The following is a 19,093-nucleotide window of genomic DNA, read 5'->3' as shown; positions in this document are numbered from 1 at the left end:
ATAACTATTCATTCTTTCGCACTTACCTAACACTGCATTTATAGGGCTAAATGCGTCATCTGTGCTTAAAATTGCCATCATACCTAGCTTTTCACTGCCTATAAGGAATGCATAGTTACTATCGTTCACATACTCTTTATATTTCACGGAATTATTACTACTAAATTCAAGTTTAACCGTTGTGTCAAAGCTACCCCAAGATGGGGATGGCTTAGCACTCATCGGTATGTTTGGATGAAGATCCGTAACTAGATATTTTCCCTCTTCATCATGCTCGATTCTTAACATAGCCCGTGGGAAGTGACCGGATGGAAATCCTTTGAAATTGCTTAATATTCCACTTGGATAAATACCACAAAAATAGTTCCCATTACGAATATCAAGTTTGCCATTATCACTAACATAAACTCCGTTATCAGCAATGGCTCCCATTGAGGCAAGCAGGGCGGTTATACAAGCAATCTTCCTCAGCATTTTACTACCTCTTACATTGATCAACTTAGCTTAAGTATAATAGCTATGGTCAAAGAGGATGCGGGAAAGTCCCGAAGGGAGCTATTGTACGATGGCTGTTTCGCAACAATCCTGTCATTTCTTTTTATCTATCTTGTCCAATACAAAAGCATGAATCAAGGCAACTATAAAGAGAAGGGTTCCGTATACCCACCATGCGAAAAAATTTCGACCCTTAGAGTTAGCTAACGCCGCTGGGATCAGACCAATCAAAGCGGCAGTAATCCAAAATTCAGGCAAATCAAGACCACCCATCATCGCTTCAATCGTCCTTTTTTGAATTTCCGCTTAACATACTTACTGCGCGAGCAATACAGTAAGGTACTACGGCACACGCCACTGCAATAGCTGCCCCCGCTGCTTCTTGTGGTGCGCTTTCAGCCATAGTTAGTGCTGGTAATAATCCCGCTGCAACCCCAAAGATAGAGCAAAAAATTACTGCGAGCCATAATATACGCATTCTAATACTCCATTATTAATGATTAGTATTTTTACTGCTATAAGCTATTTTTCCACATATGACATTATTGAAGCACAATCAGCATCTTTGAGACTGTGCATTGTTGCCATTCCCATAGAACATAATTCTTGAAGTTGCCGAACGGCAAGTTTCGCATACTCATAACCATTGGTATTTAGTTGGTCGCTGGTAATTTTTAGCTTGCTTTTTGATGAGTCTGTGGAGGTCATGGCATCCATTATAGATACTCCGGCAGCTTGATTTTTAATAGCTCGTTTCACATAAAAACCACTAAGTGATAGATTGTCTCTAAAGAAATCATCTAAGCTCTTTTTCCTACTTACTGGTTGTGTTACTAGATCTTTAGTTTGTTTTGGCTGGTTCTTAGTTGAAGTTATCCTCTCTACATCACAAACAACAGGTGTTACATGATGTGCAGTGTGGGAATGATATAAGTTACACATAACCCTGGCTTTTTGTCCTTCCATCTGCCTGAATTTTTCTATCATTCCATTGTTATTCATAGCCAACTGCATTATATCCACTCCCATTTCTGTTATTTTTTCGCTACCCTCCTCCTCATCTGGTGGTGCAATTACATTTACAGGGGAATCAAGCTTTATAGCTGGCATGTCTTTTAAACTATACGGCAATCCTTCATCATCACCATCTACTGTCGTAAGAAGCCCACTTACAGTAACCAGCTTGGAATATTGCAAATTAATAGCATGGGGATTATCGGCTCGGGAATTTCCAACAATCTGCCTATACAGTTCCGTAGATCTCTTATACCAACCAAGTAAACATTCGTCCGTATCACAGTTTTTTTCGCGCAGTTTCCAGTTCTGCTTAACCAAAGCTTTGAAGTCGTTACTATTGCCAGTGACAACTTTTGCTTGGAGATAATCGACATACAGCGCATCGTCAGCTTGAGACAGTGCCGGAGTAGAACAGATTAGCTTTTCAGCTTTACTTGTCGCCTTAGAGCAATCAAAGCTAGCGGCGTTGGCGGTGGCAGATACCAGAAACAGAGTGACAGCAATTTTCTTTAACATCCTTGATGTCTCACACAATGATTAACTTGCTTCAAGTATAACCACCGCTCAAACAAAATACAGAAAAATCAATCTATCCCATTGACGGAATTATTTGAGATAAACTAGTTCTTATTGCTTCCCCTCCGTCTGATACTGTTCCTTTGATAGTGTCAGCATTTGAATTAACTATAACATCGCCATTCATATCTACTTTGATATTAGTCGCGCCAGTCGTAGGCATGGATTGGATCTTATTAGTCTGAGACAGAAACTGAGACGATGCGTTCACATCCATATTGGGAACTAATGGTTTTGATATAGTCTCAGAGAACGCACTAATATTGTTCGCAAGATTAACCATTGGATCTCCCTGTCCCTTGATTGCTGCCATGACAAGCTGCTTGGAATAAGGTAACGGTTTGCCTATCTCATTTTGACTCATAGCGTTCATCAGCGCATACATAACATTATCGTCATTTAAATCTAAACGGTCATGTCTGCCTACACCTAGTCGCTTCGCTACTCTTTGAATGTACTCTTCGGTGCGGTTATTATCTTTTTTACCGGGTGGTGCCCATTTACTGACAATTAAATCGACGGATTGGCGCTGAACTTTATCAGTTAGCCCATTAAAATAGCGGCGCAACTGCCAAGCGGTGCGTTCTAACCCCTCATAAGCCGTGCCGAATTTAGCGAAACGCTGTTCAGGATGGTCTTCTACTGTTGCGCCTTTTTGTTTGGCATATTCGATATTTAGAGGGTTATTATTACGCTCTCCCCGCGTATTGCCTTTTAGTGGGGGAGTTTGGGCTGTTGGGAGAGTTTTGGGCTTGCCTCCCAAAATAACACTATTCAGTTCATCCAGTGTCATTTCACCACGACGCACTTTAGCTTTGAGCTTATCAATTTCAGGATCACCAGTAGGGATATCTAAGGTTGCTTCGGTAATGCTACTTCCTAATCCTTTACCTCTATTATCAACCCACTGACCATTAACCCACTTGGCATCGCCCAGACCTACAAGAGCAGAACCAAAATCAGACCAATTTTGAGCAGTTCTCACACGTTGAAACCAATCATATTCGCCAAATGCTGAGTTAAGGGCAGAATCTATATATTCCTCACTCCCATACGCTGCCCCCGCAGCCAAACCAACAGCACCAGCTTTTCCCACTACCCCCAATTTGCCGCCAGGCACTTTTATGTTTTTAGCTCCCCTCGATACTTTACCGAATGCCCCTAAAATCTTACCAACCCATTTGGTTGCTATGTATGTAGCAAATGCCCCAAATGCCAGTTTTAAGTTACTAATTTCACCATCAGTATTCTTGAACCACTGTCCTATGGTGGTGTTTTTAAACCACTTCTTAAACTCATTCAGTTTTTTCAAGACATATTCAATTGACTCACTCCACTCTGTCCAGTCAAATAATGAATCCCCGCCTTTTTTCCATGTCTGGTAATCGTCATAGAGTCCCAGTAACCCAAGAGACAAAAGAGCAATCAACCCAACGCCAGTGAATAAAGGTGCGAACATGGCAAGAAATGCAGAGCCGCACGCAATAATCATGGGGATTAAAGCCACTCCGATAATCGTCGCAATACCTTTAAATACTGAGATCGCTGTTTCTCGATTCTGATTCAAGTAGGAAAGAAAGCCTGAAACTCTCTCTGAGAACTTAAGAAGATAGGGAGTTAAGTAGTTGGCGACAAGGGTCTTCAATCCTTCCCATTGCTGACCGAGTACCGAATTTTGATTACGTAATTTGCGATTTAATTCGAGCTCTTCTTTGGTGGAGATAACTAGGTTCTTTTGAGCATCCAGCCGCTTCTGAATAGCATCACGACCCTCTAACAGAGTGTTAATGGTTCCTTCATCCAGCCCCATGTTTTTAGCAATATTGTATGCCTGTGGTCGCTCCATAGCAGATAGACTATCAGCCATATCTAACAGTATGTCATCCAGATTGCGAATCTTGCCGTAGGAGTCCACCACCCCGATACCGAGTGCATTGAAAAATGGCAGTATGGACGCATCGCCCATCGTGACCAAATCCCACAGTGATTTATTGAGGTTAATCATTGTGGCCGCCATACCATCGGCACTGCCACCGGACATTTCAGCGACGTTCTGCCATTTCTTGATGGTCTCCACGTTCATACCGAGGTTCTTACTCATGAAATGGAGCTGGTCGTTTGTGCGTGAAACTTCGCTAACCAGTTTAGTCAGGCCGGTGGAAACGAATATTGCAGAAAATAACCCCGCCAGCGCCTTGACTGCACCATTAATGGATTTGCTCCAGTCCTGAGTTTTATCGGAAGCATTGCCTAATCCATCGGAAAAGCCCAACACCACACTGGAGGTATTTTTGGTAGTTTTCCCGACTGTTTCAATCGTTTTGGTCAGTTCCTGATTTGACTGGTCAAAATCTTTCGCGCTATCCGCAGCTTTATCAGTGCCCCCGGACAATTTCACTACCGCAGTGGATGCACCGTCAGCCTTCTTATCCAGATCATCAAGCGCTTTGATTGCTTTGTTTGCGTCACTGGCAAAGCCGGACATGTCCAGCTTTAGTGCGACAAGCAGTGTGTCAACTAAGGTCGCCATTGAGTTCCTCCATTAGCCGTTTGTTGTATTCGCTGACCTGATGTATTTCAATCAGGTTCAGCGCACTTTCAAGGCCGTATATCGTGGATAGGTCATGATAGGTTGCATGCCCCGATGTGACGACCTGATACACAATGCCGGAGACATTTCTCGGTTCGGCCACAACGCCATCTTTTAGCGGCAGGCCAGCTCTTAGTTTTTCGAGCCTGACCCACCGCCTTGAGTTAAAAAATCGATGTGGATAGCGAGAGCCTCTTTTCGCAGCAGGAACATCGTCTTAACATCTTTGATATCAGAGTTAAATTCGATAGCACGAGCATTGCCGCCAGAAGGGACGATTTGCACACAGTCGAGTAACTCATCCAGCAGCGGAATGCCATCTTCCGCCCGAATGCTAGACAATGCCTTAACAGCCACCTGCGCCATTCCTATCATGCCCATCTCAGGACGAATATCACCGATATCGATACCGCCATTGGCAATCGTGAACAGGGCGCGCATTGCCCAATTGTCGGCCTTAACAATGGGCATCTCAGTGATAACAAATGTTTTGCCTGCATCGCGGCCTGATTCGATAGTGATTGTTTTGGAGTTCAGTGTAGACATTATGCGATTTCCTCAGCGCCATTAGTGATCATGTTGAATTTGTAGCTGGTTCCATCCAGCAACTTCTTACCACTGGCACCACCCGTCATACTGATAAGCCCACCTGTGCCGGAGTAGCGTTTTCCAATGGAAGGCATCTCAACAATGATGTCGATATATCGCGCTTCCATGTTGCTATTGAAGTCTTTGCGGATGTTTTCCAATATCTGCGTAGATGGGCTATTGGCCTCCAGATACAATGTCCATGGCGTTTCATGGGGGATGTAGCCCATAGACTGTTTACCGTCCACCCCGATACGGGTTTCTCCCAGCGTGACCTCGCCGAACTCCCATGCATTGTCAGCCTGAAAGCCGTTAATAGTGACGTAATCATCATAAATCCCTTTGCATCTCAGCATCAGTACCGAGTTCGCTGATGTGATCGTGCGTGGGTTATGTCCCATTGGCATAATGTTGTCCTCTTACTGAACGTTGATTGAGGGGAGAGTGATTTGCTGGACACTACCACCATCGGCATACCAGAGTTTCAACGGCATGGATTTACGCAGACCGCGAGCCTGTGCCGGAGTCTCACCGATACGCAGACACCAGCCCTCGGCGTTTACTTGTGCGGCAGCATCGAAACCCGCCTCGATGTTAATTTGTTCTTTCTGTTGCTCAGACAGAGTAATACCGCGCTGAATAGCACCGAAGTTTAGCATCTGGTTAATCGGGTCTTGGATAGCTGCGCGGTGGATAGCTCGGCCTGTTTCGTTGTACGAAATGGATTTGAACGAGGTCAGCATAGTCATTAACGCCAATTGCAACTGACTATTCAGATAAACCTGATTAACGTAGCTGTCCAGCCATTTGAATTTGCCGGAAATCGAACCCTGATTAACAAAGACAAATCGGTCGTTTGCTGTACCGTAAGCACCGTAGAAGTTGAATCTCAGTCTCAGCAGTTCATCAGCCAAAGACTTATCGGTCACAGTCGGAGTTAATCCCTCCTGACGGCGGAACGCGAATGTAGCGCGGCCGTTCAGCTCATTGAAATTCAACGATGCGGCATAGGTACAGGCGAATGCGCCGTGAGTGTGGTCACCATACATCAGGCATGTACCACCAATTTCAGACTCAGTGATCGTGTTGGAAATCAATTCCAGTGCGGCCTTTTCACCACCACCTAAATACAGCACATGCACATAGCGGTCATTTTGCACCGTCACCCATTTGGAGATAGCTAGTTTCTCGTCCGAGCTGAAATTACCAATAGCCAGGATAGAAACGAAATTACTCACTGATTTGGTAATGCGCGGCATTAACTCATCGATAGTGTCAGCATTGATACCATTATTTTTCTGTGCGTCTGTCTCTTCTGTCAGCCCCATGTACTCAGCCAAATCACCAGAGCCGAAACTGATAGTGCCGGCGGCATTGCCAGTTTTTGCGCCTTCAATGGCAAATGTGCGGCTGGTAGAGTCATATTTGCATGTACCAGCCTTAGCTAATGATGCCGATACAGCCTCCGCTAATGCGGAATAGGATTTGATGTCAGCGGGAGTGATAACGACAGATTGCCTTTTGCCGTCAATGTCCAGCTCCAGTCCCTGTGGAATGTGGTTAAAATCTCTGGTTGGCACTTTACCGCCAACCAATTTTGCCGCCTGATTAGTTGTCATCATGGATGCGATATACAACGTTTCAGGTCGGGATGTTGAGCCAACGAATCCGGCAAAATAAACCTGTGCCGCTTCGTGTTCTTTGGATTTAGTCCCAAAGATTTCAGCAACCTGTTCAGCAGAACCGAATGCCTTCACCCCCAGCATGGCGCTTGGCGTGTTTTTGGTAATAAATAGGGCGTTCAATGCCAGTGGGTTTCCGCCAGTGCCAACGACACCGGGCAGAACACTGACGATATCACTCGCCGGAATAGTGTTCATGAATATTCCTCAAATAGAGTTGGTATTGATAGAGAATTTGTCAGTGCTATCGATTGAGTAGGTTATTTCGGGGTTATATTGCAGTTTGATTTCGAGCATGACGCGGTTTTCATACTGGTTGGTCTCATTCACTAGTACCATTTTGCGTGGCTGCTCACTGTAGAGTGGCTGGCATTTTTTTAACCGCGCTGTGGTGTAGCCGGATTGCCATAAGTTCGCCACCACCCGCGCCCGTGAATCGGCATCATCGCCGTAGAAATCTAACTGCATCGTCAGTTCCACAGAGCGTTGCGCCGTGATTTCTGAGGTTTCGTGATGGTAATAATTAGCGATGTAATCAATGTCACGCTCAAACAGGACGTGCATCACAATGCCGTTTTTGGGAACAGGGACGCCGTTTTGGTAGCCTTGAACCACATCACACTGGAATAATTCAATGAGGTATTTTCGTAACTCAATAAATATATCCCTGTGAGTCACGGTTATTGTCGCCATAGCAGCACCTTAACCCACGCCGGGTACGACTCAATGACTTGGGTTACATTCCATTCGGACACCTCTTCCTCACCGTAAGCAGCAAATTTCATCTTGTCAGAACCTTTATCTTTCGTTCTGCGCAATGCTGAGACCTGCCCTCTGGCGTAGGCATAGATGAACTGCCCTTGTTGATTGATAACACCGAGATGATCTAAATCCCGCGTACTCAGGCTTTGTAGCTGCACAGTAATGTCATGCTCTGAGTAGTCGGGGATTTGCTCCCCGGCCTCATCAATGGTGTAACCGTTGTTAACGACCAGAACGGCGTTAATGTTGGGGTTAACATTGGTGATGAGTCCGTTAGCAATCCCTCTGACATTAATCATCATTCACCTCATAACCGAATGAGCGCGACAGTTGGGCTGTATCCACCAGCGGCTTATTGAATCCTTTTTTGGCTGCCGTTGATGGGCTATTAGGTGGTGTAATCCATGACAACACTGATTTTTGTAACTCATCAGTAATGTGCTCACCCAAGCGACCCATCGCCTTTCTTGTGTCTCCATCACCACGCCTGATGTCTCTAGCTAGAATGGCTGACCACTCCCGTTTGCCATTGGCTACCACAGTGCGGAAAAAGGGACGGGGCGGTATATTGATTGCGTGAGCAGGTACAGTATGGGTAGTGGAGAAATTAGACTTCGCCGCTTTGACGAACTTGCCTTTTCCGGCAAAAGAGCCATCTGCATTCAACTTGCGATAAATGGTTGTTGTCTTGGCCGGAACCTCAATTGATGCACCATACTCATTGATATAACCCACTGTAGCGACTGGCGTTCCATCGGGATAAGTTGCTGATTCGAAAATACCGGCTTTTAATTCAAGGTTGCCATTCAGATACTTCATCAGGGCTGCTTCTAATTTACTGGACATATCACCTCCTAACGCGCATTGGCATTTGACCTATGACATAAAGGAATGACCGATAGCGAGCTGTGAGTTGCCAGTATTTCGCACCTCTCCCTGTTTGGGTGTACCACTTTTCCTCATTGGTGGTCGTGCCATAATCCAGCGAAATAGACACACTGCCTTCGGTTGCACTGGATGCTCTACCGACGACGTTATTACCTGCATCCATATTGTTTTGTAGTTCTGCTATATGAGCCATCAGTAGATAGAGCAGCATCTCCCGCTCTTTCAGGTTCTTCACGCAGCTATGCTCGGTGTTATTTAGGAGCATGGTCGCTTCCACAAAATACATTTCTAACCGAGCATCAGTTGATTGGATGTTAGGGTAGAGTTCACGCCACTTCTTGATATCAAGTTCAACAATGTCGCTCATGTCGCCCCCTTAAACAGCTTCGACCTCTTTCACTTGCTCAGGCTGAATGCGCTCAGTACCGGATTTTGTTTTCTGCTTCTCTTTGGCTTCGGCTTTAGTACTGGACTCGTGTTCATGCGCGAATATCAGGCCATTTGTCACCAAGTCACGGTCTTTATTCGCCATCAGCCACGCTTTCCAGAACTCAGCATCAATGCCATGAGTTAGACCGAATCCGGTTTCATCAATGAGTCCCTTAGCAAAACCATTAACAGCAACACGCTGCTCGCCCACATCCAGATACAGGCCGTTAGCCAATTTACATGCGATAATTACAGTAGACATATTCCACACCTTTGAAATAAAAAACCGCCCGTAGGCGGCTGTATTGAAACGGCAATGAAGCTTAGGACACCAGCATTGAGGTAATAAACTGAGGACGATAAACCACAGCACCGAAAGAGCCTTGTGACCTCTTTTGTTTCCAAGAAGATGTCTCTTGAATCATCGGATGAACACGCATCTTTTCAGTGAAGCCCAAGTCAAGGGTCTTTTGACCTTCGTACTCTTCGACAACCAATCTGACTAACTCTCCTGCACTTGTAGTCATCTCAGGAATGCTGATGACTTTCATATTAGGGAAGTTTTTCGTTAACTGGTCTGAGACATTGACGTTGTACTGGTTGGTTTTGGTTAACTGAACTTCCATTTCTGGCGATAAGGTCAGTTTCATCGCAGCGTGGCGATCAATATGCCCATCGGTTTGCTTAACCAGTTGCTGAAACAGTTTGCGAATGGACTCGTAAACACCTTCACCATTCAGCTTCACCCATGCCTCAGAGGTGATGTTTGGCAGTAAGCCGGGGTCATTCAGATAACCGTAGTTCTCCAGCCCTGCCACCCCGAAGAGGTAAGTTTTGTTCTGGAATTTATTCAATGTCAGAATAGCCGCACGCTGTTTCGCTGATACCCAGTCTAATTTAGCTGCACCCGCCATCTCCATCTCGCGCTCACCTACGCGGATAAAAGTCTGGTAATGATACGGTTGGCGACTCGGCCAGTTGACGTTAACACCTGTAAATCCGTTGTTGTTGTAGTCCCCATAGGTGGAGGTTTCACCTGTTGCCTCAATGACTGGGAAGGCGGCGGTTTGGGTAAGCCAATCCCCACGCTTAACCTCTTGGAACGCCTCGGCCATCCGCATTGGTGTAACCAACACGTCAATAATTTTCGGATCAATGAATGTGGTGAATAGCGACAGGATACCTGAGTTTGGCGCTGTCACCAGTCCACTATCCATTGCCATGTGACGGTTCTGGCTGGTTAACTCCTGCACCTGATAACCCGTGTTAAAAACCACGCCTGCGCGTCGCTCTAGTGCACTTAAATTTAATGGCATATTTCAATCCTTACAGAGAACTAGACATTTTTGTCAGACCGGAAGTGACGGTCTTCGCCACGCGGAACTTAGTCGGCTCGAAAGCCGTATCTGCTGGGTCGATTTTATCGACGGCTTTCGCCTCGCCAGTATTCACGTCGGCCACAATGAACTGACCGAGCTTGCCACCCGCCGCCAGCACAACGAGATAATCGCCGCCAGACATCAGAGTCACTTCACGCCCTTTAGGGATTTTCATTGACGCACCCGCGCCGTGCTGATCGATAATAGCCTGATTGTTACGATGAACGAACCCCAGAACCGAGCCTTCGCTCTTCTTATTATACACAAGCCCTTTGTCATCAGCCCATGCAAACAGGCCAACTGTCACACCATCAGCACCAGATTTGAACTGGCCTTCACCTGCCAATACTGAGAAGTGCGGGTTAGCTGATGCGAAATCACCGGCTACACCTAATGGCAGGTCGTTGTTCATTCTTGTTTGAAAACCGCTCATAATTTCTCCTTAACCGAAACGAGCCGTTAATTTGTCATCAACAAATGAATCATGATCCATTGCTACATTGGGTTTGGTTGCGGCTACCTGATTACTTAGCAACATACCAACCATCGATTTATAGGCACTGGCGTGAACTCCTGTGGTATCCACTCCTTTCTGTTTCAGTGCATAGCCATAGACCTGTTCGGCACTGTCCATTGCCACAACTCCAATCAGAGGTTTAACATCCTCACGGGCTTGGAATAGGGCAGTGACACGCTCAACCGCACGCTGTTCAATCATGGCTGAGTCCATCGCTGGCTTATCAGCGTTATCTTTTGCCTTATCTTCCGTATCTTTTGCTCCCTCCGTTTTGGGGTCGTTGTCCTTAGCGCCTTCCGGCTTACTACTACCTTCTGGGGTTTTAGGATCATTATCTTTCGCACCTTCTGGTTTCTGCTCATTATCCTTTGCGCCTTTGATAACGGCAGGATCTTCGTCTTGTGCTAGGTTTGACGTTACCGCTGTGATGATGGCTTTCAGGCTGTCTTCTGATAAATCAGCGTCCATAGCCAGTGCTTGTTTAATTTGTGCGGCAATAATGGGAGTCGCACCTTGTTTTAATTTCATCTCTGTCTCCAAATCGACTGTTTGATGGTCAGATATAATTGCGTCTCGCCCGATCCTGCCGCGCTCGACTAATGCAACGTGATTACCGAAAATATTTCGCATAACCCCGTCATAGTGTTGTCCCTCATACTCTCCCGAAGTCATATCAGGTGTGTAACCATAGCCAGCAGATAGCTCCTGCATCTTCCCGCTTTCTATGAGGTCAATGGCATACCCGTCCCATACACTCAAATCACCATAGAGCCGCCCATTTTCAAACGAGATATCAGAGCCAATAGCGCCAATCGTGTATTCTTTTTGAGGTTCGGATGAATCGACGGGGATGTGTTTAATGAGAAGTTGTTTTTTGCTGAATGTCTTTGCTGCTCGCTCTAGTTCCAGCGGATCGCGGAGCAGGCGGTAAACTTTTTCAGGGTCAAGCCCTAGTCGCTCATAGCCGGGTATTTCCTTGCCTCGATACGGGTTAACCGCTGCCTTTGACAGAATAGTACGCTCAACAATCAAGTGACCGTTGCCGTCTTTACTTCGCATGGATCTATCAAAGGCGAGCTTGTCAGTCATTGTCATGACCTGCCTCTTTTATTAAGTGGTTTTAAAATGGAAGAATAGCTTTGCTGCCACAACGACAATTGATAGCCTGTCCCGGCAATACCCACTCGCCGTCGAGATAAAGCCCCTTTTCGACATCAAATTCTTTGCCATGCGCTAACAAATGAGAGGGACGAGGCTGCTTTCCTGCATGAGAGTGAATCCAAATAGCCTTGGAGATACCCAGTTCCTTACGCCTGGCCTGTTCAATTACCGCATGAGCTTTTGCTGACTGGTCACGGGCAATGAGTTCAGCTCGGCTCTGTGTTACATGAAAATCATGCTGTAGGTTGTCCGTCAGCGTCTTGAGGTCATAACCCCCTGTCACAGATTGCCAGATGTGCGTCTCAACTTTGCTCAGGTATTCAGTACCGATGGAGCGGATCAGTCCGACATTCTCCCCCATAGCGGCGTGGAGTGCGTCCAAAGTTTGCTCGTTGTTCTGCATCCTGACCGTAAAACCGCGCTGCCTGAGCAGATGAGCAAACCGAACATCATAATTGGATACCGTTTTATCAACGAATTCTTTAGCCACATCCTGAGATAATGTGCCCAGCTTCTTATTCCATTTATCGAGCAGATAATCCACCGCATGAGCTAGCCAGTCTGATATGCCATCGTTAGCCAGTTCAGCCTTGTATTCACGCACCAGAGCAGCATCTACTTCATTCCGAATATCGTTAATGATACCCATCAGCATCCTGTAATACCTGCTCTCAATAGCTACGCTAGGTCGGATTTCCGGCATGATGTTATGACCGCTATTTATCGGCCTCAACATCGTTTTCTTGATTGCCATAGTCTGGAACTCCATACGGCGACGGGATTATCTTTTTAGGGTCAATGAATCTCAGAGGGTTATCTTCGTCAGCAGCAATATACTGTCTAGCTTCCTCCCCATCGATTACCCCTGACTGATGATAGATTTGCACTGTTTCTGCTTTGGATTTCTCTGTTGTTGCCCGCTGCTCATCTGTCAATTGATACAAGGAATTGAACTCAAAATAGAGGTTATTATCGATCTCACCAAACAGATGAAGCTGAACCAGTTTTAGGATGATTGTCATTTGTGGCAGCAAGTGAGCATTTTGTAATGACGCGATATAATCGGCATAGACCCGTATCTCACCATCACTACTGGCATTTAGACCGCTTGGCGTAATACCTAAAAGCTTAACCAGAGGAGTATGGCTCGGCGCTGCCATCTGCTCTTGAGCCTGACGCTGCAACGCATCTAGACCAGATAAAGGAGTGTTGAATTGGAAGAACTCCTCGTTCCCCTTGTCCAATAACATCAGATTGCGATTATCTTTATAGAGAGAGAACAGTGATGCTCTCATCTTGATATCTGCGCCATCCTCACCGTTTAATATCCCCTGCATGTTGGTAGCAAGCCCTGTCAGAGAGAATGAGTGAATCAGCTCACTGATAGCGTCCGTTGTCCGCTGCCAGCGCTCTACATAGGGCTTCATGAGTTGCAACATACTTACGCCACTAAAGTTATAAGCTGGTTTCAGGATGTCAGATACAGGCCTCATTATTAGTGTCATTAACCGATCAGCATGAACCTCTTTACCCAACACGAACCACTGAGACGGTTTAAAGAAGTCATCGGACATTGGGTCATGGGCGTTATACAGACTCGGCGTTGACCAAACTGGTTCAACCAGACTGAACCCTTTGATGCTGCCTTTTTTAACACCTGTTGAGCTGATAACCAGCGGCAATTCAGTTTTATCCTCATGTCCTTGAATATCGATAAACAATTGAGAACGACCAAATATCATCTCATTCTCTATATGCTTTCTCATCAGATCACGAATTTTCAATCGCTCCATTTCAGCCGTAATGACGGCTATTTTGTCCGTCTTGTTCTCGCCATCATTAATCTTTCCACTGCTGCGCGCTTTGACTTCACCCCATTCTCGGGTCATTTCTTTGGCGGTCGTTTCGGGGACGCTACGATAATCACTAGACTGAGACATCACCGCCAGAGTGGGATAGCCGATAAATCCGGAATAAAACTGTGGGGCAAAATTCGCGTGTTCATATACACCATTACAGGCACTGTCCATCGCTACAGGTGCTTTTTTACCTGCGGGAACCACGGATGGATGAATAGTAGGTGGTTCTATTTTGACAGCCTGTTTGTTGTTACCGTCGTTCCTGAGGCTGTCATTTACGAGATTCAATAATGCTTTCTCGGAGAACTTAGATTGAGCTAATTTTGCCTGTACTTGTTCAGTTTTTACTTTTTCAATAGCCAGCTCCCTCTCCAACTCTAACAGGCGCTGCTTTTTATCAGATTTAAACCATTTCATTTAGATACCCATGAGAGCATTAGGATTGATACGAATCCCCGCATTGACGGCAGCGAATGCCATGATGAAAGCGTCGGCCTTGTTGGGGCTGGGGATACCCCGTTTTTTCATGTCTTTCTTGCTTTCAACTTTAACCCGCCCATTATTGTCATAATCGACTTGAGGTCGTGATAATTCAGCCTTGAGATATTCCAGATCTTTCATACCTTTAGACAGGCTGATTAGCTGGTCTTCGGGGAATTTGTCGCCATGATTAACGGCTCGCCATGTGTTGTAGAAGCGGTTGGCGACTAACTGCCATTGTTGCGCCTTGAGGTTGGCGAACATATCCTTATTGGTTTTACCGAGCATATATTGGTTATCAGGATTCTCAACAGATGCGCCGGCATTGAATCCAACCGTTCTGACGCGCTGGTCTTTACGGTTGAACTGAGCCTTAACGCCTGCACCCACGCCGATACTATCGAATATGACCGTATCGACACCGTTTCTGGTTGCGTAGTCATAAACATGGTCAGCACTCCAAATGACATCATTCCCGCGCCATTCCGTAACATCCAGAGCAACAGAACCATGTCGCATAACAATAGCGTTAGCGTCCTCGCCATCATCAGCAACGTCGAATCCAACGAACTTACGACCCACAGCACCGAATCCAAGTTCCAGATGAGCATTAACCGCCGCCTCAATCCATGCAGGCTTAATGATTGCCAGTGCTGAATCAGCAACAGGCTCGCCCAACCAAATGTGACGATAGAGATCGAAATCGCGGAGCTTACACTCTTCCATCTCCTGTCTGAGTACTTCGGGGAACCAAGGGTTTTCTGACCAGTTGACCTTTAGGATAACGCTGTCTTTTTGTGGCTCAACAATGAACCGCTGATAGGTATCGTCCAAAATGTTCTTAGGGTTGAATGATACCCAGATTTCAGAGTTGGGCTTTCGGATTGTAGGGATCAATATGTCCCAGCTTTCCTTAGTGACAGCCTCGGCTTCTTCAATCCAGCAGATATCAACACCCTCTAATGATTTAATCTTGGTCGGATTGTTCTTAATGCCGTAAAACATGAATTCAGAGTTAGTCGCCAAGTGCCGAATAGAAGCCCGTTGCACCTCAAACTCATTCTGATAACCTTCGCGGTAAATGGTGTCCTCTAGCAGCTTGAGAACTGAATCGCTGATACTGTTCTGCAACTCACGAGCACAGAGAAATCGATAACACCCCCTGCGAGCTATCTCTATAAACAATCGGGCTATTGACCATGATTTACCACTACCGCGCCCACCATAGGAAATTTTGTACCGAGCTGGGTTTGTAAATGGCCTAAATACTGGATTAAGCTGCGTCATCTATAAAATCCCTCAAAAGAACCAGTTGAATAAAAAACGAACGCTATCGCAGCGAAATTCTTCAAATTCACTGAACAACTTATTTTTCATTAATGTCGGGGTTAATTGGTTGGTATTTGTTATTTACCGCTGACGATTCAGTGCGTACGACGAAAACTGAGGGCATCACTCAATAAAGTGTAAAGTGGCATCTAAAGTGCAAGTTCACGCAATGACCATTATGTTAAATAGACCAATAATTGAGCTACTATTCACCATCGCTAAATAATTTTTTCAGAGGAGGGAGTCCTTTAACATCAATAGCCCCCTCGATACCATGATCGATTTTATCCCGCCAGTGCGACTTCTGCCTGTTCTTGAGCCAGAATATCGCAGCGGTTGTGTCTGGTGGGTAATGTTTTGTCGTGGGAGTAATTACAATTTTACCATCGACCGCCCTGATATCATCCTCTGGGTGCTCATAGCCTGTCGCCCTATGAAAGAGTTTTGCTGCAACCTCTCCATCAGCAACTGCTTTCCCCTTTTTTATGGACTCCAGAAACTCAGGGTGTTCATGCTTCCAATTGTTTAATGTTGACTCGCTGACTTCGAAAAAATCAGCCAATTCCTTATCGGTGTAGCCCAACAAGCACAATTTGCGTGCCTGTTCAGCATACGCCTCTTGGTATTTGGTTGGGCGTGCCATTTCCTTTCCCCATAAATCAGAATAAATAACTGCCTCGGTTTATATAACCCCGTACTTTTTTAATCGGGACTATATAAAGTTCTGCATAAGTCACTCGTCACCGCCCTAAATATGGGCGATGTCCTTTTTACTGCCGCCAACCAACCCAAGCGCCATCTGACCAAGATCATCAATCAATCTTTCAGCCTTATCGAGAGTAATCAGATCATCTTGTCGCTTTCTCAGTCTGCGGCCTGCATCAGAGGAATCTTCATCAGACGCTCTTTTTGCCAGAACAAGCATGTCTTGCAGTTGCTGGAGGGTAAATCCGAATCCAGATTTCACTTCAAGGTCAGTCATGTGATCGAACACCTGAGCCTGTAACTCATAGCTGTAGCTCATTGCCATCAGACAAGACTCACGCTTGGGGAATCGATAGCATGGTTGGGTTCTGCCTTTATCATCGATGTAATCGGCCGAAAATTTGGCCGATTGTTTTTCGCCCAATACTTTCGGGACTTTCTGCAAGAAATGCTTATGTTGCAGTCGAGTGTATTTCTTGCATGGGAATACTAATCCTTCCGCCTCGGCTTTAGCCTTCCTATCGGCATTGATGTAATCAACCATTTCCAGACTGGTCATGGTGGGCGCTTCTGTTACAGGAAGATTTGTTTTATTAGTTTTGACTAATTTCATCGGGTACTTTTCCTTATAGAAAGCCGAACCTGTTCACACAGAAAAACCGCCCGCAGAAATACCCTATTAATAACGGTTTTCTCAGGCTCGACTTTCTGTAAGGTTCTGCGTTTTTATTGGTATGCGTGTGAATGCACGGTGAAAATAAAAATGCCACCAGCCCGTGTGCGCTGGGTACGCGGTGGGAACGAGTGGCAGCATGGGTTATCCGTATTCCTTTAACCATTCCCCTGAGTTATTAGGGCGCTTAGGATTGATGAATAATCACTCTTTATTTGCTGTGATGCTGATCAAATCGATGAAATCTTGACACATTTCAAGTCGATGCCCGTGATCGTCTACAAAGTTATATTTCTTAAAGTGTTCTAATATTTCCTCGGGACTTTTCCCGTATATAGGAGATTGAGAAATTGAATCGAGTTTCTGTTTCATCTTCGAACCTTCACTCTGTTGGTTATGACCAGGTTACAAGAACATTGGAAATAGCCTTCCATAATGGTGGGATATATCAGTACGATGGCGTTCCTGCTAACGTACATCAAGGACTAATGAGTGCTCCATCCAAAGGAAAGTACTTCCACCAATATATCAAAAACGTTTACCCATATCGTAAGGTTGGGTGAGTATTAACTTAGCGAGGTGATTGCCTCGCTTTTTATTTACACTGTGTCCTAACATACTCCTGCCACCCCAGTATCATTTGCTCTGGGGTGGTGATTAGAATGACGTTGGTTTAGCCACTGCACGAACCCAGCACATGATCCCTTTTTGTAAGTCAGTGCGGCCTTCCAGCAGCCAGCGCATATCAACATCAGTATTGGGTTTTACAAGGTGATCATAGAGCTGGTCTAGTTCCTCCCCAAGAGCCTTAATCTTGTTCATGCAATCAATTTCATCTTGGGTTAATTCACGGTAGCCGGTGATTTTACGGTGTTGATTTTCCATTGTTTCCTCTGCATTCAGTTTTAACGTAATCCTGCAAATAGCTTAGTTTTGCCCGGTCGTTGATAATACCTTCTCGGATATCGAGAACAGTTGATCCAGTTTCTCGAGTGAGTTCGACGGGGGTTGCATCGCCCAAGCTGGTGGCGGTAACGGTTTTAGGCACCGGACAGACGGCCTTGATGCGCAGCTTGCGACGACCAGCGGCAACATCAGCCCGAAGAGTATCGATTTCAGTCTTGGCATGGGCGAGTTCCTGAGTATGCTTGGTATCCAGTTCTGCGAGGTGCTGGATGCGTTCTTGCTGATTGGTGATGATGGCGACCTGTTCGTCATACTGTCGCTTTAACCTACGGTATTCTTCGGCCTTGTCCTGATACTCGCTGTAATAGAACCAGAACAAGCCAGAAACAATCACCAGAGCACCGAGAGTAAAGTACTGGCTGTTGAGTTTCATAGCATTTCAAATGCCCGTGTGAAAACATCATCAGAATAAGGCTGCTTGCCGTTCTCGTGCTGAATTATCGACTTAGCCAGCGTAATCAGCGTCGGTTTATTGATATCGAGAACGTGATGCGGGTCGACGTTCAGTGCCCCGGCAACCCCCTTGATGTAGGCTGAGGTGTTGTTTTCCACATTTGGCGCCCAGCGGTCTATCATCCGGTACACCGTCTGGTAACCGTTCTTGTGGTAGTTAGACAACAGTTTCATGAGCGCCCGAATGCCATACTCTGGTGACTCGAACCGACAGAACCGAGGATTTTTTACCCCCGTTTCGATTCCGATTTGCCCCTGCCATTTATTCTTTGGGTTGTGATCGATATTGCCCGGATTGTGATTCCTAATGCCTCTCGTCATTACTTGCCCCCGCCCTTTTCTCTGCTGCCTTACGCAGCAACTGACCGATAAAGTCCGTACCCAAGTAGCCAATCACTACGCTGCCGATGTAGGCCAAGTCAGGATTCAGCCCCATGAGATTTAATACGTCACGAATGAACCAGGCGAACATGGCACACATAAAGGCATCAATAGAGACCTTTAACCAGCCGCCGCCGTTATAGCGACCGCGAAGAAATGCCAT

Annotated in this window: 27 protein-coding genes; 1 reads left to right on the top strand and 26 read right to left on the bottom strand. The window is 45.8% G+C overall.

Annotated elements, in window-relative coordinates; genetic code table 11:
* The 22 genes from PSI14_RS18570 to PSI14_RS18465 all read right to left on the bottom strand — a co-directional run.
* On the bottom strand, positions 1 to 474 hold a 474-nt coding region (locus PSI14_RS18570; RefSeq protein ID WP_273577482.1), incomplete at its 3' end, for a hypothetical protein.
* A gap of 114 nt (positions 475 to 588) precedes the next feature.
* Entirely contained in the window at positions 589 to 771 is a 183-nt protein-coding gene (locus PSI14_RS18565; RefSeq protein ID WP_258086943.1) for a hypothetical protein, read from the bottom strand.
* Positions 772 to 775: 4 nt separating this feature from the next.
* On the bottom strand, positions 776 to 973 hold the full coding sequence (locus tag PSI14_RS18560) for a hypothetical protein (RefSeq protein WP_258086944.1): 198 nt from the start codon (positions 971 to 973) through the stop codon (positions 776 to 778).
* Positions 974 to 1,017: 44 nt separating this feature from the next.
* Positions 1,018 to 2,028 (bottom strand): DUF4431 domain-containing protein, encoded by a 1,011-nt coding sequence (locus tag PSI14_RS18555; protein ID WP_273577481.1) that lies wholly within the window; start codon positions 2,026 to 2,028, stop codon positions 1,018 to 1,020.
* A gap of 73 nt (positions 2,029 to 2,101) precedes the next feature.
* Positions 2,102 to 4,618, bottom strand: a complete 2,517-nt coding sequence (locus PSI14_RS18550; protein ID WP_273577480.1) for a hypothetical protein — start codon at positions 4,616 to 4,618, stop codon at positions 2,102 to 2,104.
* Positions 4,602 to 4,781, bottom strand: coding sequence for a hypothetical protein (locus tag PSI14_RS18545; RefSeq protein WP_273577479.1), 180 nt, complete (start codon positions 4,779 to 4,781; stop codon positions 4,602 to 4,604). Before PSI14_RS18545 ends, PSI14_RS18550 begins: the two co-directional genes overlap by 17 nt.
* 29 nt (positions 4,782 to 4,810) lie before the next feature.
* A complete protein-coding gene (locus tag PSI14_RS18540) occupies positions 4,811 to 5,224 on the bottom strand; it encodes a hypothetical protein (protein WP_273577478.1) in 414 nt (137 codons plus the stop codon).
* Entirely contained in the window at positions 5,224 to 5,673 is a 450-nt protein-coding gene (locus PSI14_RS18535; RefSeq protein ID WP_051875439.1) for a phage tail fiber protein, read from the bottom strand. Before PSI14_RS18535 ends, PSI14_RS18540 begins: the two co-directional genes overlap by 1 nt.
* A gap of 12 nt (positions 5,674 to 5,685) precedes the next feature.
* Complete coding sequence (locus PSI14_RS18530) at positions 5,686 to 7,146, bottom strand: DUF3383 domain-containing protein (protein ID WP_273577477.1); 1,461 nt, start codon at positions 7,144 to 7,146, stop codon at positions 5,686 to 5,688.
* Between the two features lie 9 nt (positions 7,147 to 7,155).
* A complete protein-coding gene (locus PSI14_RS18525; RefSeq protein WP_273577476.1) occupies positions 7,156 to 7,641 on the bottom strand; it encodes a phage neck terminator protein in 486 nt (161 codons plus the stop codon).
* Entirely contained in the window at positions 7,629 to 8,012 is a 384-nt protein-coding gene (locus PSI14_RS18520) for a hypothetical protein (protein WP_273577475.1), read from the bottom strand. Before PSI14_RS18520 ends, PSI14_RS18525 begins: the two co-directional genes overlap by 13 nt.
* Positions 8,002 to 8,556: a hypothetical protein gene (locus tag PSI14_RS18515; protein WP_273577474.1), complete on the bottom strand. Its 555-nt coding sequence runs from the start codon at positions 8,554 to 8,556 to the stop codon at positions 8,002 to 8,004. Before PSI14_RS18515 ends, PSI14_RS18520 begins: the two co-directional genes overlap by 11 nt.
* A gap of 1 nt (position 8,557) precedes the next feature.
* Entirely contained in the window at positions 8,558 to 8,965 is a 408-nt protein-coding gene (locus PSI14_RS18510) for a DUF4054 domain-containing protein (RefSeq protein WP_273577473.1), read from the bottom strand.
* 9 nt (positions 8,966 to 8,974) lie between these two features.
* Entirely contained in the window at positions 8,975 to 9,289 is a 315-nt protein-coding gene (locus PSI14_RS18505; protein WP_273577472.1) for a hypothetical protein, read from the bottom strand.
* Positions 9,290 to 9,350: 61 nt separating this feature from the next.
* Positions 9,351 to 10,343, bottom strand: a complete 993-nt coding sequence (locus PSI14_RS18500; protein WP_273577471.1) for a major capsid family protein — start codon at positions 10,341 to 10,343, stop codon at positions 9,351 to 9,353.
* Positions 10,344 to 10,353: 10 nt separating this feature from the next.
* Positions 10,354 to 10,839, bottom strand: coding sequence for a structural cement protein Gp24 (locus PSI14_RS18495; RefSeq protein ID WP_273577470.1), 486 nt, complete (start codon positions 10,837 to 10,839; stop codon positions 10,354 to 10,356).
* Positions 10,840 to 10,848: 9 nt separating this feature from the next.
* On the bottom strand, positions 10,849 to 12,018 hold the full coding sequence (locus PSI14_RS18490; protein ID WP_273577469.1) for a DUF2213 domain-containing protein: 1,170 nt from the start codon (positions 12,016 to 12,018) through the stop codon (positions 10,849 to 10,851).
* Between the two features lie 25 nt (positions 12,019 to 12,043).
* Positions 12,044 to 12,838 (bottom strand): phage head morphogenesis protein, encoded by a 795-nt coding sequence (locus PSI14_RS18485; protein ID WP_273577468.1) that lies wholly within the window; start codon positions 12,836 to 12,838, stop codon positions 12,044 to 12,046.
* Positions 12,801 to 14,360: a DUF1073 domain-containing protein gene (locus tag PSI14_RS18480; protein WP_273577467.1), complete on the bottom strand. Its 1,560-nt coding sequence runs from the start codon at positions 14,358 to 14,360 to the stop codon at positions 12,801 to 12,803. The genes PSI14_RS18485 and PSI14_RS18480 overlap by 38 nt, the downstream gene beginning before the upstream one ends.
* Positions 14,361 to 15,710 carry a PBSX family phage terminase large subunit gene (locus tag PSI14_RS18475; protein ID WP_273577466.1) on the bottom strand — a complete coding sequence of 450 codons (1,350 nt, stop codon included), beginning with the start codon at positions 15,708 to 15,710 and terminating at the stop codon, positions 14,361 to 14,363.
* Between the two features lie 247 nt (positions 15,711 to 15,957).
* Entirely contained in the window at positions 15,958 to 16,395 is a 438-nt protein-coding gene (locus PSI14_RS18470) for a terminase (RefSeq protein WP_273577465.1), read from the bottom strand.
* Positions 16,396 to 16,500: 105 nt separating this feature from the next.
* Positions 16,501 to 17,070 (bottom strand): Rha family transcriptional regulator, encoded by a 570-nt coding sequence (locus PSI14_RS18465; protein WP_273577464.1) that lies wholly within the window; start codon positions 17,068 to 17,070, stop codon positions 16,501 to 16,503.
* Positions 17,071 to 17,480: 410 nt separating this feature from the next.
* Between PSI14_RS18465 and PSI14_RS18460 the strand changes: the two genes are divergently transcribed.
* Complete coding sequence (locus PSI14_RS18460) at positions 17,481 to 17,693, top strand: KTSC domain-containing protein (RefSeq protein ID WP_306309345.1); 213 nt, start codon at positions 17,481 to 17,483, stop codon at positions 17,691 to 17,693.
* Between the two features lie 94 nt (positions 17,694 to 17,787).
* Here the strand turns inward: PSI14_RS18460 and PSI14_RS18455 are convergent, their stop codons facing one another.
* The 4 genes from PSI14_RS18455 to PSI14_RS18440 form a co-directional block, all read right to left on the bottom strand.
* Positions 17,788 to 18,015, bottom strand: coding sequence for an Acb2/Tad1 domain-containing protein (locus PSI14_RS18455; protein ID WP_273577463.1), 228 nt, complete (start codon positions 18,013 to 18,015; stop codon positions 17,788 to 17,790).
* Complete coding sequence (locus tag PSI14_RS18450) at positions 17,996 to 18,469, bottom strand: lysis protein (protein ID WP_273577462.1); 474 nt, start codon at positions 18,467 to 18,469, stop codon at positions 17,996 to 17,998. The genes PSI14_RS18455 and PSI14_RS18450 overlap by 20 nt, the downstream gene beginning before the upstream one ends.
* A complete protein-coding gene (locus tag PSI14_RS20095; RefSeq protein ID WP_306309344.1) occupies positions 18,466 to 18,672 on the bottom strand; it encodes a hypothetical protein in 207 nt (68 codons plus the stop codon). The genes PSI14_RS18450 and PSI14_RS20095 overlap by 4 nt, the downstream gene beginning before the upstream one ends.
* Before the next feature lie 181 nt (positions 18,673 to 18,853).
* Positions 18,854 to 19,093, bottom strand: a 240-nt coding sequence (locus PSI14_RS18440; RefSeq protein ID WP_273577460.1) for a phage holin, lambda family, incomplete at its 5' end; no start/stop codon positions are given.

It is taken from the genome of Xenorhabdus anantnagensis (assembly GCF_028598555.1).
Lineage (GTDB): Bacteria > Pseudomonadota > Gammaproteobacteria > Enterobacterales > Enterobacteriaceae > Xenorhabdus > Xenorhabdus anantnagensis.
The sequence above is the reverse complement of the archived record's forward strand: the minus strand, read 5'-3'. Positions and strand labels throughout refer to the sequence as shown.

What these genes read in the sequence shown, in the direction of transcription:
- PSI14_RS18565 (WP_258086943.1), bottom strand. Translation starts at nt 771, where the DNA reads ATGATGGGTGGTCTTGATTTGCCTGAATTTTGGATTACTGCCGCTTTG.
- PSI14_RS18560 (WP_258086944.1), bottom strand. Translation starts at nt 973, where the DNA reads ATGCGTATATTATGGCTCGCAGTAATTTTTTGCTCTATCTTTGGGGTT.
- PSI14_RS18555 (WP_273577481.1), bottom strand. Translation starts at nt 2,028, where the DNA reads ATGTTAAAGAAAATTGCTGTCACTCTGTTTCTGGTATCTGCCACCGCC.
- PSI14_RS18550 (WP_273577480.1), bottom strand. Translation starts at nt 4,618, where the DNA reads ATGGCGACCTTAGTTGACACACTGCTTGTCGCACTAAAGCTGGACATG.
- PSI14_RS18540 (WP_273577478.1), bottom strand. Translation starts at nt 5,224, where the DNA reads ATGTCTACACTGAACTCCAAAACAATCACTATCGAATCAGGCCGCGAT.
- PSI14_RS18535 (WP_051875439.1), bottom strand. Translation starts at nt 5,673, where the DNA reads ATGCCAATGGGACATAACCCACGCACGATCACATCAGCGAACTCGGTA.
- PSI14_RS18530 (WP_273577477.1), bottom strand. Translation starts at nt 7,146, where the DNA reads ATGAACACTATTCCGGCGAGTGATATCGTCAGTGTTCTGCCCGGTGTC.
- PSI14_RS18525 (WP_273577476.1), bottom strand. Translation starts at nt 7,641, where the DNA reads ATGGCGACAATAACCGTGACTCACAGGGATATATTTATTGAGTTACGA.
- PSI14_RS18520 (WP_273577475.1), bottom strand. Translation starts at nt 8,012, where the DNA reads ATGATGATTAATGTCAGAGGGATTGCTAACGGACTCATCACCAATGTT.
- PSI14_RS18515 (WP_273577474.1), bottom strand. Translation starts at nt 8,556, where the DNA reads ATGTCCAGTAAATTAGAAGCAGCCCTGATGAAGTATCTGAATGGCAAC.
- PSI14_RS18510 (WP_273577473.1), bottom strand. Translation starts at nt 8,965, where the DNA reads ATGAGCGACATTGTTGAACTTGATATCAAGAAGTGGCGTGAACTCTAC.
- PSI14_RS18505 (WP_273577472.1), bottom strand. Translation starts at nt 9,289, where the DNA reads ATGTCTACTGTAATTATCGCATGTAAATTGGCTAACGGCCTGTATCTG.
- PSI14_RS18500 (WP_273577471.1), bottom strand. Translation starts at nt 10,343, where the DNA reads ATGCCATTAAATTTAAGTGCACTAGAGCGACGCGCAGGCGTGGTTTTT.
- PSI14_RS18495 (WP_273577470.1), bottom strand. Translation starts at nt 10,839, where the DNA reads ATGAGCGGTTTTCAAACAAGAATGAACAACGACCTGCCATTAGGTGTA.
- PSI14_RS18490 (WP_273577469.1), bottom strand. Translation starts at nt 12,018, where the DNA reads ATGACAATGACTGACAAGCTCGCCTTTGATAGATCCATGCGAAGTAAA.
- PSI14_RS18485 (WP_273577468.1), bottom strand. Translation starts at nt 12,838, where the DNA reads ATGGCAATCAAGAAAACGATGTTGAGGCCGATAAATAGCGGTCATAAC.
- PSI14_RS18480 (WP_273577467.1), bottom strand. Translation starts at nt 14,360, where the DNA reads ATGAAATGGTTTAAATCTGATAAAAAGCAGCGCCTGTTAGAGTTGGAG.
- PSI14_RS18475 (WP_273577466.1), bottom strand. Translation starts at nt 15,710, where the DNA reads ATGACGCAGCTTAATCCAGTATTTAGGCCATTTACAAACCCAGCTCGG.
- PSI14_RS18470 (WP_273577465.1), bottom strand. Translation starts at nt 16,395, where the DNA reads ATGGCACGCCCAACCAAATACCAAGAGGCGTATGCTGAACAGGCACGC.
- PSI14_RS18465 (WP_273577464.1), bottom strand. Translation starts at nt 17,070, where the DNA reads ATGAAATTAGTCAAAACTAATAAAACAAATCTTCCTGTAACAGAAGCG.
- PSI14_RS18455 (WP_273577463.1), bottom strand. Translation starts at nt 18,015, where the DNA reads ATGGAAAATCAACACCGTAAAATCACCGGCTACCGTGAATTAACCCAA.
- PSI14_RS18450 (WP_273577462.1), bottom strand. Translation starts at nt 18,469, where the DNA reads ATGAAACTCAACAGCCAGTACTTTACTCTCGGTGCTCTGGTGATTGTT.
- PSI14_RS20095 (WP_306309344.1), bottom strand. Translation starts at nt 18,672, where the DNA reads ATGATAGACCGCTGGGCGCCAAATGTGGAAAACAACACCTCAGCCTAC.